Annotated in this window: 11 protein-coding genes; 2 read left to right on the top strand and 9 right to left on the bottom strand. The window is 48.9% G+C overall.

Going from position 1 to position 14724, the window contains the following annotated elements:
• Nucleotides 1-3: 3 nt before the first annotated feature.
• The 6 genes from F6I03_RS05165 to F6I03_RS05140 all read right to left on the bottom strand — a co-directional run bounded on the left by F6I03_RS05165 (nucleotide 4) and on the right by F6I03_RS05140 (nucleotide 8681).
• On the bottom strand, nucleotides 4-825 hold the full coding sequence (locus F6I03_RS05165; protein ID WP_070431330.1) for a carbohydrate ABC transporter permease: 822 nt from the start codon (nucleotides 823-825) through the stop codon (nucleotides 4-6).
• Nucleotides 818-1684 (bottom strand): carbohydrate ABC transporter permease, encoded by an 867-nt coding sequence (locus F6I03_RS05160; RefSeq protein WP_070431329.1) that lies wholly within the window; start codon nucleotides 1682-1684, stop codon nucleotides 818-820. Before F6I03_RS05160 ends, F6I03_RS05165 begins: the two co-directional genes overlap by 8 nt.
• Nucleotides 1684-2940 carry an ABC transporter substrate-binding protein gene (locus F6I03_RS05155; protein WP_070431328.1) on the bottom strand — a complete coding sequence of 419 codons (1257 nt, stop codon included), beginning with the start codon at nucleotides 2938-2940 and terminating at the stop codon, nucleotides 1684-1686. The genes F6I03_RS05160 and F6I03_RS05155 overlap by 1 nt, the downstream gene beginning before the upstream one ends.
• A 378-nt stretch (nucleotides 2941-3318) precedes the next feature.
• Entirely contained in the window at nucleotides 3319-5220 is a 1902-nt protein-coding gene (locus tag F6I03_RS05150; protein ID WP_070431327.1) for a purple acid phosphatase family protein, read from the bottom strand.
• A gap of 940 nt (nucleotides 5221-6160) precedes the next feature.
• Nucleotides 6161-7147, bottom strand: a complete 987-nt coding sequence (locus F6I03_RS05145; RefSeq protein WP_070431326.1) for a LacI family DNA-binding transcriptional regulator — start codon at nucleotides 7145-7147, stop codon at nucleotides 6161-6163.
• A 34-nt stretch (nucleotides 7148-7181) separates the two neighbouring features.
• Nucleotides 7182-8681: a sucrose-6-phosphate hydrolase gene (locus tag F6I03_RS05140; RefSeq protein ID WP_224788493.1), complete on the bottom strand. Its 1500-nt coding sequence runs from the start codon at nucleotides 8679-8681 to the stop codon at nucleotides 7182-7184.
• A 198-nt stretch (nucleotides 8682-8879) separates the two neighbouring features.
• On the opposite strand from F6I03_RS05140, the gene F6I03_RS05135 reads away from it, so the two are divergent.
• Both F6I03_RS05135 and F6I03_RS05130 read left to right on the top strand, forming a co-directional pair.
• On the top strand, nucleotides 8880-10862 hold the full coding sequence (locus tag F6I03_RS05135) for a sucrose-specific PTS transporter subunit IIBC (protein ID WP_070431325.1): 1983 nt from the start codon (nucleotides 8880-8882) through the stop codon (nucleotides 10860-10862).
• A 170-nt stretch (nucleotides 10863-11032) separates the two neighbouring features.
• On the top strand, nucleotides 11033-11899 hold the full coding sequence (locus tag F6I03_RS05130; RefSeq protein WP_070431324.1) for an ROK family protein: 867 nt from the start codon (nucleotides 11033-11035) through the stop codon (nucleotides 11897-11899).
• A 59-nt stretch (nucleotides 11900-11958) separates the two neighbouring features.
• Here the strand turns inward: F6I03_RS05130 and F6I03_RS05125 are convergent, their stop codons facing one another.
• The 3 genes from F6I03_RS05125 to F6I03_RS05115 all read right to left on the bottom strand — a co-directional run bounded on the left by F6I03_RS05125 (nucleotide 11959) and on the right by F6I03_RS05115 (nucleotide 14593).
• Nucleotides 11959-12711, bottom strand: coding sequence for a hypothetical protein (locus F6I03_RS05125; RefSeq protein ID WP_070431323.1), 753 nt, complete (start codon nucleotides 12709-12711; stop codon nucleotides 11959-11961).
• On the bottom strand, nucleotides 12699-13595 hold the full coding sequence (locus F6I03_RS05120; RefSeq protein WP_070431322.1) for an ABC transporter ATP-binding protein: 897 nt from the start codon (nucleotides 13593-13595) through the stop codon (nucleotides 12699-12701). Before F6I03_RS05120 ends, F6I03_RS05125 begins: the two co-directional genes overlap by 13 nt.
• 134 nt (nucleotides 13596-13729) lie before the next feature.
• Nucleotides 13730-14593 carry a MetQ/NlpA family ABC transporter substrate-binding protein gene (locus F6I03_RS05115; protein ID WP_168160479.1) on the bottom strand — a complete coding sequence of 288 codons (864 nt, stop codon included), beginning with the start codon at nucleotides 14591-14593 and terminating at the stop codon, nucleotides 13730-13732.
• Nucleotides 14594-14724 lie beyond the last annotated feature (131 nt).

The following is a 14724-nucleotide window of genomic DNA, read 5'->3' as shown; positions in this document are numbered from 1 at the left end:
CCTTTAACTCTTTAGTCCCTGTTGACTCATCCCACGAACCAAGTGTTTCTGGATGACTAGAAAAATCAAGAAAGGTGGCAGGGTGGTCACTACAGAAGCTGCCATCTGCGTCTCCCAGCTCGTCTTATAAAGGTCACGGAAGTCCGTCAAAGCGAGGGGAAGGGTCCGCAGTTCAGGCGCAACAACTAGGGTCTTGGCATAGACTAGGTCTCCCCAAGCGGTAATAAAGGCAAAGAGGGCAGCGGTCACAATGCCCGGCAAGCACATCGGCAAAAGGATATGGCAAATGGCCTGCCAACGACTACTTCCATCCATCCAAGCCGCTTCTTCATAGGTAAGCGGCACCTGAGAAAAGTAGGAAAACAAGAGAAAGACCGTCAGAGGTAAAGCTGTTGCTGTATTGGCAACGACTAGGGCAAAGAGGCTATCTAGAAGCCCTAAACGCCTAAAGATGACATACATGGCGTTCACCAAAATCACCGATGAAAACATCTGCGTTGCGACCACCATCAAGAGGAAGCCCCCCTTGCCAACAAAACGATAGCGCGTCAAGGCATAGGCCGCTAAAACCCCCACCAGAAGGCAGATCAGCATGGTGCAAAAGGCGACGATGAGACTATTGATAAAAGCCGGTATGATTGACTTCTCGCCGCCTAGGACCTGGGCATAATTGCCAAATTGCAAGTTCTCAAACCAGGAAGGCGGCCAGGCAATAATTTGCTCATAAGTCTGTAAAGAGGTATTAAGCAAGTCCAGAACCGGGAAAAGCGACAAGCAAACAAAGATCAAAAGTAAAAAGCTTCGAAAAATCTTTCCTTTAGTCACGTGCTCGCCCTCCCATCAAATACAAGGCCGTTAAAAAGGTTAGGATAATCACGGCAATCACCGTTAAGGCTGAACTGGCTCCCAAGTCAAAACGACTAAAGGCCTCTTGGTAGATGCGGATAATTAATGTTTCGGTCGACCGCATCGGCCCTCCCTGGGTCAAGACATAAATGACATTAAAGGAGTTAAAGGTCCAAATCGTTACTAAGACTAAGGTCGTCAGCAGAACGCCTCGGATACCCGGTAAGGTCACATCAAAAAACTGTCGAACCTTACCTGCTCCGTCCATGGCAGCCGCTTCATAGAGATTACGTGGCACCGCTTCAAGAGCAGCCAAAAAAATCATCGCTAACATCGGGATCCCCATCCAAGTGTCTACCACACTGGCACTGTAGAAGGCCGTTGTCGGACGGGATAGGAAGGGAATCGGCTCTGATAGAATCTGCCACTCCATCAAATAATAGTTGATATAACCATATTGATGGTCAAGCAACCACTGCCAGATTGTTCCGGCTGCTACTTGAGGAATAGCCCACGGAATCAAGACCAAAAAGGTAAATATTTTTTTGAAGTAAATCTCCGAATGTAGGAGATAACCGACACCAAAGCCAAAGACCATCTTCAAAAAGACCGTCACTACCGTGTACTTAAAGGTAATCGCCATCGTATCGCTAAAATTTGAGTCCGTCATGACTTCTTTAAAGTTCCCGAGGCCAACAAATTCCGATACATTGGTGAAAACATTAACCTCATTAAAAGATTGCCATACGGTTAAGGCAATGGGATAACCGTATAGCAATACTAAAAGTAAAGCACAAGGCAGAATCAGCAAGTAAGGCGTCATCCGCGCTTGTCTCATTACTTGCTAGCCTCCTCTTGCGCCTGGTCTAAGGCTTCTTGAGGGGTCTTTTGACCGGTTAAGATTTCTTGGAAAGCAATGGTAAAGGCCTTATTGAAGGTATCCCAGTTAGACACTTGAGGTTCAGGAACCCCTGCGTCTAAGATGCTAAGGAAGGGTTGCATAAAGTCTGTCTTAAAGCGGTCATCATCCAACTCTTGCTTAAGCACAGGTAACCAGTTATAAGCTTCACTAATTGGACGTTGTTGGTCTTCGTGGCCCAAGAATTCAATAAACTTATAAGCTTCATCCTTATGTTCAGAAATTGAAGACATGGCATAAGAATCGGTCACTAAAGTCACTGCCCGTTCGGGTCCTTCTGGAATTTCAGCGACAGCATAAGGGGTCTTGTCTTGTCCCTTATCCATTTCTTCTTTCTCCCAGCCACCAGAAATAAACATCGCCAGGTCACCATTCTTGAACATTTCAACTTGGTCATTCCGAGCAGTAGACACGGCATCTGGAATCACATCCGCAAATTGTTTCAAGTAATCCCCAGTTTTAACATTCTCTTCACTGTTAATCACGAATTGACCTTGATCATCAATGATGCGGCCGCCACCTTGGTAGATGAAGTTTAAGATTTCATCGGTCCCATGGGTCACATCCGTTGGAATCGCGAAACCATACATATCATGTTCATCGTGAACTTGTTTGGCCGTTGCCAGTAATTCTTCCCAGTTTTCAGGTGCCTTGTCAATTAAGTCTGACCGGTAGAAGAGGGCACGTGAGCTCAAGGCCAATGGAATCCCGTATTGCTTGCCGTCAACTTTTGCGGTATCCATCACGTTCTCAATCCGCGTCGCTTTAAAATCGTCTGTCATATAAGGTGTCAGATCTTCTAAGACCCCTTCTTCTACGAATTGACGGATGGAACGTGAGCCCATCATCAAGATATCAGGAGAATCCCCGGCTTGGTAAAGTTGAACAATTTTTGAATTTAATTCATCCCAACCAGCTGGTACAACTTGAATCTTAATTTTAGGATTTTGTTCTTCATACTTGGCAATCGCTGAGTCCAATTCATCCTTCAGATAGCCGGAATCATAGCCTGGTACCAACATCTTCAGGGTTGTTTGACCCTCTGCTTCCTGGCTTGTTTCGGCTTCATTCGTCGAATTGTCTGAATTATCTTGGCCTGATTCTTGGTTTCCACAGCCTGTCAAGACAAGCAGCAGAGCGGCTAAACCCATCAGCCATTTAACTACTTTTTTCATTATTTTCCTCCAATTCCTAATACTTATTGACATATACAAAAGGGCCAGCCTATCTGGGGATCCTCACTCAAGCAACCAGCTAAGTATATCCGGTTATCCCACTGAGTCCCTGGTTTAAGCAGAAGGCCAAAAATCCCTGCTTTAACAGCAAGGAAGAGACGAAAGGTAAATTGTCGTCCCTATACTTAATGCTTACATCCAACGTAGCAATGGCTCATCCTAAATTAAACAAGGGATGATTGCTTCAAATTTCCTTAGCCTCCTTTCGCCCTCATGTGATAATTGTATCATAACAAAAAGCCGCCTTTAAAACAATTTAGAGGGGCTATTAAAAGCATAAAAAAAGGAGTTCACATGGAACCCCTCTTAAGTCATTCATTATTGGTCTTTCTTAATTCCATATGAATCGACTAATTCAACCGTCCGTTCTTCCCCTTCATGGAGGTTACCGTCCATTTGGTAGAATTCAATCAGGAATTCATCTTCAGTTACCGTGTAGACAGCGAAGTTTTGATTTTGAGATTGACGGTAGTTTTCGTGTTTGTGGTCGAATTTAGGCGAATCATCAGGTTGTTCAGCCACATCGAAGAGGCCATTCCAGAGCTCAACATCCTCTTGGGTCATCCAGTCTAATTTAGGACGTACCTTGTGAACGTGGTCAGCCCCCTTCATATAGATGGCATCATAGGCCTTAGTTCCTGAGGTGTTAGGGATAATGTAGGTTACGCCTTCAGGATTAACATGGTATTCCACCCCATCTTTTTCTGTCTTCTCAGTGTCTTCTACTTCCCCGTAAGAGAAGTTGTCACTGGTGTAGACTAAAGACTTGGTCCGGGTTAAGTTGTGGTCATGGCCTTGGAGCACCACATCCACGTCCAACTCGTCCGCTAATTTAGCGAATTCTTCCCGGGTAACTTGCACGTCTTCATCTTGGAGGGCATGGTAGGAAGCAGAGTAGATAGGCTTGTGGTAGGCAAGAATAATCCAGTTGGCCCCCGCATCACGAGCTGCTTGGATGTCTTGTTTAGCCCATTCCATCTGTTCTTTACCGATCGCCCCTTGTTCAGGGTTATCTTCCGATTCCTTGTTGTCGTTGGTGTTCAAGACAACGAAGTGTGCCCCGTTGTAGTCATAAGAATAGTAAGAGCCACCTGTCACTGCATCATTGGTTACTGGGACATTGGTATGTTCATTGAAGGCCGTTAAGTCCTTCTCATCCCCTAAGACAGTATATTCATCGTGGTTTCCTGGGGTATAAGCATGGGGCAGGTGGAGGTTTTGGTCTTGGGACATATCCAAGTTATCCACCCATTCATCTTCCACTTCAGCCACCTCAACGAAGTCACCGGTATGGAGGGCAAAGTCAGCATCTGGTGCCACCTCTAGGGCATGGGCCAAGGTGTCCGCCCCATAAGCCGCCTCATTATTGACATTGGCATTCCAGTAAGCATTCTGTGTATCAGTATAGTGGATGAATTGGAAGGCCTCCCCTTTATCACCTGACGTTCTAAAAGACCCTACCTTGGAATAGCCCCCCTCGTCAGAACCGACTTGGTAGTAGTATTGGGTATCTGGCTCTAAGTCATCAGCTTCAGCCTTATAAGAGTACTCAGTCACATCTTGGAGTTCCAGGTAACCTAAGGAGCTGCCTTCAGAGGTCCATTGGGTATTATCTGGGGTAATCTGTTCATCGGTAAAATACCCCTTCACTTCTTCGGGTTCGCCGTTCTCATCCACGATGAAGTTGCCATCCTCATCTTGGCTGGCCGCTGCATAAATATAGTAGCCATCCTTATCGCGTTCCGCATATTCAGAGGTTACTTCAGTCGCTTCGGCTGCGAATTCGATCGGATTGGACATGTCTTCTGAGGTCGATACCTTGACCTTGGCATCTGGCATTTTCTCTGTTGTATACCAGTTGAAGCCCATAGCATCTGTGGTTTCTTCTAAAAGATTGGTCGCAATCCGGTTGGGTTCGTTATTGACAGGAACAGGCGCCACTTCTGGCTTCTCGTCCTGGAGTTCAATCAGGTCTAAGCCATTCTCTTCCCCATAGACCGGATCAACTTCCTCTTCCCCTTCTTCTTGAGATTCCGCTGATTCTGCCGAGCTCTCAGAAGCTTGGTCTGATGAAGCAGACTCGCTAGAGGCTACACTTTCTTCCACAGCATCCTTAGCAGGCGCTTCTTCCGCAATATTGCCTGAATCCGCACAAGCACCTAATACAAAAACCGATGTCAGCAAGAGGCCAACTTTCTTAATCTTATTATCCCAATTCACCTGGTCTGATTCCTCCTTCAGATTAATCGGCCTTTTATTTATAGAAAAGGCCTAACTAGGACTAACTATAACAGAAACATGTAAATAGTCTGTAAACATTAAGTAAGTTTTAAGTAAATATCTAAGGGTGTGAGGGATGGCGCTTAGCTTTCCTTCACTGGAGCAAGTCACCAAAGCAGTCTAACAGACTGCGGCGGAGACTTGTGAAGTGACAGGAAAGCTGCCAGACCGAACCCGACTATAGGGTGTGAGACTTGGCGCTTAGGCTTGGATGATTGGAGCAAGTCAGGATAAGAGCGAAGCATTCGCTCGTTTCGGACTTGTGAAATCACTCCAAGCCTGCCAAGTCGAACCCGACTAGAAAAGGGTGTGAGGGATGGCGGGAGAAATAGACCTCTGGAGCCAAAATCCAGAGAAGACCGCAAGTCTTCGGCGGATTTTGGTGAAGAGGAGCTATTTCTGCCAGACCTAACCCGACTAAGGGTGTGAGGGCGCGCGTCTAGAAGTGGACCTCTGGAGCAAAGAGCCAGAGAAGACTGAAAGTCTTCGGCGGATCTTTGTGAAGAGGAGCTATTTCTGCCAGACCGAACCCGACTAGAAAGGGTGTGAGCAGTTGCGTTTAGACTTGAATGACTGGAGCCCAAACGGAAAAGGGCGGCTTTAGCCGACCGTTCCGATTGGGTGAAGTCACTTCAAGTCTGCAACTGCGAGCCCGACTACAGGGTGTGAGCAGTTGCGTTTAGACTTGAATGACTGGAGGCAAAGAGGATAAGAACGGCTTTAGCCGAGCCTTCCCCTTCAAACTAACCCTCAATCAGAACTTGTGAGTGTGGATTGACAGCGACCGGCACCCAAGCAAGGCGCTTTGTAAGAAGCATTCCCTTTATAAAAAAAGACTGGAACTTTTGTCCCAGTCGCTTCAATAATTTGAATTTTTTTTCTAAACCGTGGACCCCGTCCAAAGCGAAACGGGATACTTATAATTGGGGGCCGGGGCTTGGGCCCGTTTCCCCTGGCCGATCTGGTCTAAAACCAGGTGGACCAATTGTTCTGCGCAGGCTGCCAGGGGTTGGACAACCGTCGTCAGATAGGGGAAATAGCCCTGCATGAATTGGCTACCATCGTAACCCACCAACTTCAAATCCTTGGGCAGGGTCAAGCCCAGGGCCTGGGCCTCCTGGTAGACCAAGAGCGCGGTCAGGTCATCGGTACAGAAGACCCCCTCCCAGTTTTCTGTGCTGAGCAGGCGCTTGATTTCGGACCGCTTGACCAGGGGGGACTGGTTAGGCAGGAAGGAATAGACGTGTTGGTCTAAACCCGCTTCGACCATGACATCTTCATAGGCTGCCAGACGGTCATTCGTAGGGGAGTCCGAAGCCAGAGAGCCAGTCAGGCAGGCAATCTTTTGGCAACCCTTGTCCACCAGTAAACGGCTAGCGAGCTCGCCCCCCTGGTAGTTGTCGCTCCCAACAATTGGAATGCGGTCGGACAAGAAACGGTCGAAAGAAACCACCGGGGCCTGGATGGTCTGGTATTCCTCAATGCCTAGGTTATGGGCCCCCGCAATGATCCCGTCCACCTGGTTGGCTACGAGCATGCGCAGGTAGGCTTTCTCCTTAGCGGGATCGTCAGCACTGTCGCAGAGGATCATCCGGTAGTTCTGCTCGGACAGGCGCCCCTCAATCTGGTCGACAAGCTCACCGTAGAAGGGGTGGGCCACACTGGGCATGATCACGCCGATCACTTGGGTCCCCTTACCTTGCAGGGACCGGGCCAATTGGTTGGGCTGGTAGTTTAAATCAGCCATGGCTTGGTGGACCTTGTCGATGGTCTTCTGGCTAAGATAGCCGTAGTTATTGATGACCCGGGATACGGTGGTGGCAGACACCCCCGCCCGCTTGGCCACATCTGTTAATTTCACCGCCATCTTGTCACTTCTTTCTATAAATATTCTCTTGGACCTAGGACTTCATTGCGCGTAAGGCCCAGACCTGGCCGGAAGCTCGGCCGCTTCCTTGAACATAGACTTGTTTGGCTTCTTTGTTCCGTGGATAGACGGGACTGGTCAGGGTCTCCGCCCCCTCATTGACAAAGATTTCGACCAAGGAATGGTCCAGATAGATCCTGAGGTCGAGAGCCTGACCCGGCGCGAGATCCAGGGTCCGCTGATAACCATAGTCAGAGGGGGCACGGTAGCCTGCTGCCGTTTGTTCCAAAATCAGCTGCCCGCTCTCAAGATCAAAATTGACCACTAGGGCCCCTTCCGCTTCCGGACTGGCAAAGAGCTCTAAACGTCCCCGACTGCCTGCTTCAAGCTGGACTTGGATCTCTTCTTGGCCAGGCGCTTGGGAAGGGAGGAGCTGACGGTCCGCTTCCAGAGCCATCTCAAAGCTTGTTGAGCCCTGACGGAGATCTGCAAGCTCTGCGACAGGGCGCTGGTAGAGGCGACCATCTTCTAGGGTCAATTCTTTAACTAGGCTCAAGGAATGGGCCCAACCTTCTTCGGCCGTCACCGTTGGCATATCGGGAAGGCCTAGCCAGGATACCGCTAGAGCCCGACCATCTGGCGCTTGGATAGCCTGGCTAGCATAGAGGTCAAAGCCGTGGTCGACCAAGTGCATGGGGCTTGGATCGACAAAGGCTAACTGTTCCCAGTCGAAGGCTTGGCCGATAATATACATATTGGGATAAATATTAGAGTAGGCGGCAGTCTCCTGCTTGAGGCCTTGGGGGCAGAAGAACAAGACAGGCTGGCCTTCAATAAAGACCAGGTTGGGGCACTCTACCATATAGCCCAAGTCATCATGGCCTAGGTCCACTTCCCTAGCCAAGTCCCAGGTCAGGAGGTCCTCGCTGTGATACATTAGGACTCGGCCTTCCTTGTTGACAGTCTGAGCACCAATGCAGATCCAATATTGACCATTATGGCGAAAGATCTGAGGATCGCGGAAGTCAGCGGTATAACCCTGGGGCTGGTGGATAAGGACCTGGTCAATTTTTTCAATCTGGCCATTCGGATCCATCCAAGCACCCATCTGATAGGTCTCACGGCCTCCTCCCTCATCCCGGACATTGCCCGTATACATCAAGAAGAGCTTGTCGCCAACGGGCAGGGCTGATCCCGAGTAGACCCCATGGGAATCATATGGCGTGTCCGGCTGGAGGGCCAGACCCTGGTCTTCCCAATCCACCAAGTTATCAGAAGTCATATGGTACCAGGACTTGAGCCCGTGGACAGGGCCATAGGGATAGTATTGGTAGAAGAGCTGCCATTTGCCATTGAAGTAGGAGAAACCATTGGGGTCATTTAAGAGGCCTCCCGCTGGTTGAATATGGTAGGTGGCTCGCCAATCCGATCCTGCTTGGGACTGGCGCAGAGAGTCTTGGTAACCCTCAGGCCAGTCAGCGTAGGGTGTGTAGCGCAGTTCCCGTGTCCAGTCTGTGATCCATTCCATTCCCATCACTCACTTTCTTTTTTAGATAAGCATAGCCGAAACCGCTTACTCTGTCAATCGTTTAACAGAAACAAAGTGAACATATTCGGAGTTTTTTTGTTCTTATAAAATAATTTATCTTTTTTATGATAAACGTTTGACATTTTATAAATTCCGCGTATCATATAAGGCGAGTAAAACGTTTTCAAGGAAGGAGACATATTGATGGACCATAGAAAAGTTGCTGAAGATGTTGTGAAAGCACTGGGGGCGGATAATATCCAAGCGGCCGCCCACTGTGCGACCCGTCTGCGCTTGGTGCTAAAAGATGAAGACAAGATTGACCAGGAGGCCCTGGATAATAACCCTGGTGTCAAGGGAACCTTCTCGGTGAATGGCCAGTATCAGATTATCATTGGCGCGGGGGATGTCGATAAAGTTTATGCCGAACTCTCCCAATTAACCCATGCCAAGGAAACCTCGACGGAAGAACTCAAGGCAGTAGCCCAAGACAAGGGGAATTCCAATCCCCTGATGGACTTCGTCAAGGTCCTCTCCGATATCTTTGTACCGGTTCTGCCTGCCCTGGTTGGTGGCGCCCTCCTCATGGCTCTCAACAATGTGCTGACGGCAGAAGGGCTCTTCGGGGACCAGTCTGTCATCGGCATGTACCCTGCCCTGGCTGACTTGGTGGATATGGTCAACCTGATTGCCTCAGCCCCCTTCGCCTTCCTTCCTGTCCTCATCGGCTTCTCTGCCACCAAACGCTTCGGTGGTAACGGCTATCTCGGAGCGGCTATGGGGATGGCCATGGTCATGCCGCAATTGGTCAATGGCTATGACGTCGCCAATGTTGCCGCAGCGGGTGAGATGCCCTTCTGGAATATCTTTGGCTTGAATGTGGCCCAGGCTGGCTACCAGGGATCGGTTATCCCCGTCCTCGCGGTATCCTGGATCCTCGCCCAGCTAGAGAAATTCTTCCACAAGAAGATCCCAGCTGCCTTCGACTTCACCTTCACCCCCATGCTTACCCTGATCATTACAGGCTTCCTCACCTTCGTTCTAGTCGGCCCTATCATGCGGACTGTTTCGGACGGCTTAACTAATGGCCTGGTCTGGCTCTATCAGACCACCGGCGCGATTGGCCTAGGGATCTTCGGGACCTTCTATTCCCCTATCGTGATCACCGGTCTCCACCAGAGCTTCCCAGCTATTGAGACAACCTTAATCGCTAATATCGCGCGGACAGGCGGGTCCTTCATCTTCCCTGTCGCTTGTATGGCTAACCTGGCCCAAGGGGGTGCCTGCTTGGCAGTTATGCTCATGACCAAAGACGAGAAAGTGAAGAACCTTGCCTCTGCCTCCAGTGTCTCCGCCATGCTGGGGATCACTGAACCAGCTATCTTCGGGGTTAACCTCAAGCTCCGCTTCCCCTTCGTCTGTGCCATGATTGCTTCCGGGATTGCTAGTGCTTTCATCGGCTACTTCCAAGTCTTGGCCAGTGCCATGGGCTCAGCTGGTTTAATCGGCTTTATCTCCATCCGTTCCGACTCCTGGGGCCCCTTCCTCATCGGCGTCGTGATCAGCTTGGTGCTCTCCTTCGTCTTCACCTATGGCTATGGCCGCAAGAAATTAGCCCAGCCTGAAGCTGAAACAGCTGCCGTTGCCAGCAGCTCTGCCCAAGAAGAAGCAGCCGTTGCGACCGAAGCTGAACGTCAGAGTCAAGAAGAGGCTGAAGAAGAAACCGCCGCTGGCACCATCAGCATTGGCCCAGCAGCTAGTGGTCACTACATTGCCCTAGAGAATGTCAACGACCCCGTCTTCTCCCAAAAAATGATGGGCGACGGCCTAGCTATCGACGCTGACCAAGGCATCGTCTACGCCCCAGCTGACGGTGAAATTACAGTTGCCTATGACAGCCAACATGCTTACGGAATCAAGAGCCAAGAAGGTGTCGAAATCCTCATACATATCGGTATCGATACCGTCAATTTAGAAGGTCAAGGCTTCGAGAGTCTGGTCGAACAAGGCGACCAAGTGACTAAGGGTCAAGAAATCGGCAAGTTCGACATCGAAGCTATCAAGGCCGCTGGCTATGACCCCACCGTAATGGAAATCATCACCAACACCGCCGACTACCAAGACATCCAAGTTGTCAACGAAGGCCAAGTCAGCCTCGACCAAGAGGTATTAAGCATTAAAAAATAAAGAAGCTTAGACCAAGGCCAACTAGAAGAGGCGATAAGACTCGACACTGAGAACCAAGAGAGGTTTTTTAAGACTTAATCATGGTGCATGAAGGGAAATGTTAATTCTGTCTTTCAGAAAATTAAATCATGTTAGAATAAAGTTACTCCAAAAAAGAAAGGTGCGATAAAATGACCTATGCAGCAATCGAAGCCGGCGGCACCAAGTTTGTCTGCTCAGTCGGCGATGACCAAGGGACGATCCTCGACCAAGTGAGCTTCCCCACCACCGAACCTGAAGAAACCCTAGCCCAAGTCTCAGACTTCTTCCGAAAACATGCCCAAGACCTCCAAGCGATCGGCATTGGGTCATTCGGTCCCATCGATATCCATCCGGAATCCCCGACCTACGGCTATATCACCTCAACCCCTAAACTTGCCTGGCAAAACTATAACTTCGTTGGCCGCATTAAGCAAGACTTTGACCTCCCCATCGCATGGACCACGGATGTCAATGCGGCGGCCTACGGGGAGTTCAAAGCCGGCGCTGGCCAGGCTAGCCAAAGCCTGGTCTACTACACCATCGGCACCGGCATCGGCGGGGGTGCCATCCAGGATGGTCAGTTCGTCCAGGGCTTCAGCCACCCCGAAATGGGCCACATGCTGGTCCGGTCCCACGCGGATGACCCCTATTCCGGCAATTGCCCCTTCCACCAATACTGCCTAGAAGGCATGGCAGCTGGCCCCGCCATCGAAGACCGGGTCGGCCTAGCAGGGTCGGAAATTCCTGAAACAGACCCCTACTGGGAAATCGAAGCCTATTACCTGGCCCAATGCGCCTACAATACCAGTCTGATCTTAAGGCCTGAGAAGATCATCCTGGGCGGTGGCGTGATGAAGCAAGCCCACCTCCTCGACCGCATCCAGCGCCAGTTCCAGGAATTAGTCAATGACTACATCGACACCCCAGACCCTAGCCGCTACATCCAAACCCCTGGCCTCGAAGACAACGCTGCTACCATCGGCTGCTTTGAGCTGGCTAAGGATCTGCTTAAATAAAAAGAAATCGCTAAAGCTAATCAAATCAAGACTAGCTTTAGCGATTTTTATCGTAACATTTAATATTCCGCCCGCTTATAAGCACGCTGGGCGAGGAAGTTTAGAATCCCCACCCAAACGAAGAAGCAAAGGAACATTAAGAGTATGATAGTTCCCGCATTTTGCTCGTTATAGAAAGCGACAAAACCTGTTGGAAAGAGATAACGGGTAAAATCGATTCCAGAGGCAACTAAAGAGAATAAGTAGAAGAGTACAGCCAAAGTCGTCGTTAAACCATTGCTAAAATGAATGGAAAGGGCACTGGCGAGATAGATGATGATAATACTCATCAAGATAATCCCCAGAGCAGCCAAAGCATCAGAAGTCCAGGTAAGAGCCCCGATGAATTCTCCCGTGGTAAAATCTTCTTGCCTCAAACTCGTATAGTAAGTAAATAGACTGGCTAAGAAAGTCAAGAGCACATAAAAACCATAAGTACCGATTAAAGTCAGATGCTTGGCTGAAAGGAGCTTAGCTTTAGGAATATCTTTATAAAGATAGAGGATCTTATTTCTAATCTCTTCTCCGACATTAACCGATACCAAGTAAATCAAAGCAATGGTAGGCAAAGCAAAATTATATTGCACATAGATAACCGCTTCAAAAAAAGTCATAAAATCCATGCTTCCTGACTCAGCTGATAGCTGCATGAAATTCGTATTGAATAGGCGAACAATAATCAATAATAATGGAAAAGCCGCAAAAGCAACAAATAAACGACTCTCCTTCTCCTTGGCAATTAAACCTGCCTGTCCTTTAACTAAATGTCCCATCTAGCCTTCCCCCCCCTAAAGTAAGAATCTAAACCTGCACCCTGCTGTATGTCTTGGATCAATTGTTCTTGGGCCAAATGTCCCAAAATCGCATTGCGCTGCTCACCGCTAGCCTGGGAACTGATAGTAAGCGTGCGTTCATCCCCCAAGAGCTCCACAACTGCTAGTAAGTCTGAACTTAAATAATCTTCCAAGTTAATTTTCCGGCTTAAAATAATATTCATGCGGTCACTTTCTTGGCCAAAGCTTTTCGTCAGCTGACCCTCATCAATATAGACATAACGATTGCAGATGGCCTTCAATTCATTGAGCTGGTGGCTAGAGATAATCATACTGGTTTCCTTTTGAATCGCCGCTTTTTGTAGAACTTCGATAAGCTTCTCAACCCCTAGAGGATCTAAGCCCACGAAGGGTTCGTCCAGGATAATAAAGTCTGGCTCATTCACTAGTGCCATAACCAAGGCTAGACGCTGTTTCATTCCGAAAGAAAAACTTGAAGGCTTATCCTTACGGCGTTCCCACAAATCGACTAATTCCAACAGAGGGCGAATATTCTTTCGATAGGCCTCATCATGGTGGAGTTTAATCAAGAAATCTAAATTTTCTTCCACTGTTAATTGAGGATAAAAAACTGTCTCAATCAATAGGCCACAGCGGTCCAGACGTCCAGGACGAGAGAATAGATCTTCCCCATCCAATATAACCTGGCCCTCAGTCGGTCTCAGGGCTTTGGCTATAATCTTAAGAAGGGTTGACTTACCAGACCCATTTTTACCGATAAGGCCTAGAATATCCCCCTCATGTATCGACAGGCTCACGTCCTTGAGGGAATAAAAATTATTCCCTCGGTAGCGCTTACTTAAGTGACTAATTTCGACTTCCATAAGCTCTCCTTTCTATATCATCCAGTCTAAAGCAGGACCAATCCTGCTTTACATAAGTTACATTTCCCTCATCATAACATATATATATATATAGGCCTAGCCAAAGCGGCTAGGCCTTATTAACTCGTTGCTTTTTAAGCCTCCTCTTGGACGAAAGCATCATAGTCCCTGGTCGCATCTTCGCCTGGTCCCCAGCCAGGATAGAAGGTCCCCGAGCCCGTCTCTTGGGCATAACGCACCGTATCTTCACTTTGGTAGTAATCGAGAATTTTTCTTAGGATGGGGTCATCTAGGTCCTCCCGGCGCACGACGAAATTCAAGCGGAAGAGCTTGGACGTATTGGACGTGTCTTCAAAGTAAATCGCCGATTCCTTAGCCAAGCCGGCTTCACTGGCAATGGTTACCCCAGTCAGGATGAGTTCGGTATCGCCCAAGGCACGGGGCACTTGGCCACCATCCATTGCAATAAATTCCAGTCGCTTGGGATTGCTGGCGATATCATCCTGGGTCGGTAACGCTCCCGCTGAGTCCTTCAAGGTCAGGAGCCCTGCCTTCTCCAGCTGGATCAGGGCATTGCCGGTATTAATCGGGTCATTGGTCACCGCAATCCGCGCGCCCTCAGGCACCTGGTCCAGGCTCTCGATACCCGCACTGGCCCAAATTCCCATAGGTTCAACAGACAAGTAACCCAAGGGCACCAAGTCCGTCTGGTGGGACTGGTTAAAATCAGCCAAGAAGGGCGCATACTGGTAGGCATTGGCCGCAATATCCCCCTCAGCCAGGGCGACATTGGGTTGGACAAAGTCGCTGAAGACAATTGGCTCAATCTGAATGCCCTCTTCCTTCTCCAAGCGCTCGCCCACATGGCGGAAAATCTCCGCCGCCCGATCCGTAGCAACGCCAATCTTATAGACTTTGCTTTGGTCTTGCTTGGCCTGGCAGCCCCCGAGGACTAGTAGGCCAAGTATAGCGAAGACCATTAAATATCTCTTTCGCATCTTATCACCTCGGGGACTATTATAATGGAGACAAAGAAAGCTGGAAAGCAAATCATCCTTTCTAGTAAACTCAATGAAAATATAATTAAAAAGAAAAACCACCTGATTTTTCATATTCAGGTGGTTGAATT

This window comes from Aerococcus sanguinicola (genome assembly GCF_008726925.1).
Classification (GTDB): domain Bacteria; phylum Bacillota; class Bacilli; order Lactobacillales; family Aerococcaceae; genus Aerococcus.
The sequence above is the reverse complement of the archived record's forward strand: the minus strand, read 5'-3'. Positions and strand labels throughout refer to the sequence as shown.

What these genes read in the sequence shown, in the direction of transcription:
- F6I03_RS05130 (WP_070431324.1), top strand. Translation starts at nt 11,033, where the DNA reads ATGACCTATGCAGCAATCGAAGCCGGCGGCACCAAGTTTGTCTGCTCA.
- F6I03_RS05125 (WP_070431323.1), bottom strand. Translation starts at nt 12,711, where the DNA reads ATGGGACATTTAGTTAAAGGACAGGCAGGTTTAATTGCCAAGGAGAAG.
- F6I03_RS05145 (WP_070431326.1), bottom strand. Translation starts at nt 7,147, where the DNA reads ATGGCGGTGAAATTAACAGATGTGGCCAAGCGGGCGGGGGTGTCTGCC.
- F6I03_RS05120 (WP_070431322.1), bottom strand. Translation starts at nt 13,595, where the DNA reads ATGGAAGTCGAAATTAGTCACTTAAGTAAGCGCTACCGAGGGAATAAT.
- F6I03_RS05160 (WP_070431329.1), bottom strand. Translation starts at nt 1,684, where the DNA reads ATGAGACAAGCGCGGATGACGCCTTACTTGCTGATTCTGCCTTGTGCT.
- F6I03_RS05135 (WP_070431325.1), top strand. Translation starts at nt 8,880, where the DNA reads ATGGACCATAGAAAAGTTGCTGAAGATGTTGTGAAAGCACTGGGGGCG.
- F6I03_RS05115 (WP_168160479.1), bottom strand. Translation starts at nt 14,593, where the DNA reads ATGCGAAAGAGATATTTAATGGTCTTCGCTATACTTGGCCTACTAGTC.
- F6I03_RS05155 (WP_070431328.1), bottom strand. Translation starts at nt 2,940, where the DNA reads ATGAAAAAAGTAGTTAAATGGCTGATGGGTTTAGCCGCTCTGCTGCTT.
- F6I03_RS05140 (WP_224788493.1), bottom strand. Translation starts at nt 8,681, where the DNA reads ATGGGAATGGAATGGATCACAGACTGGACACGGGAACTGCGCTACACA.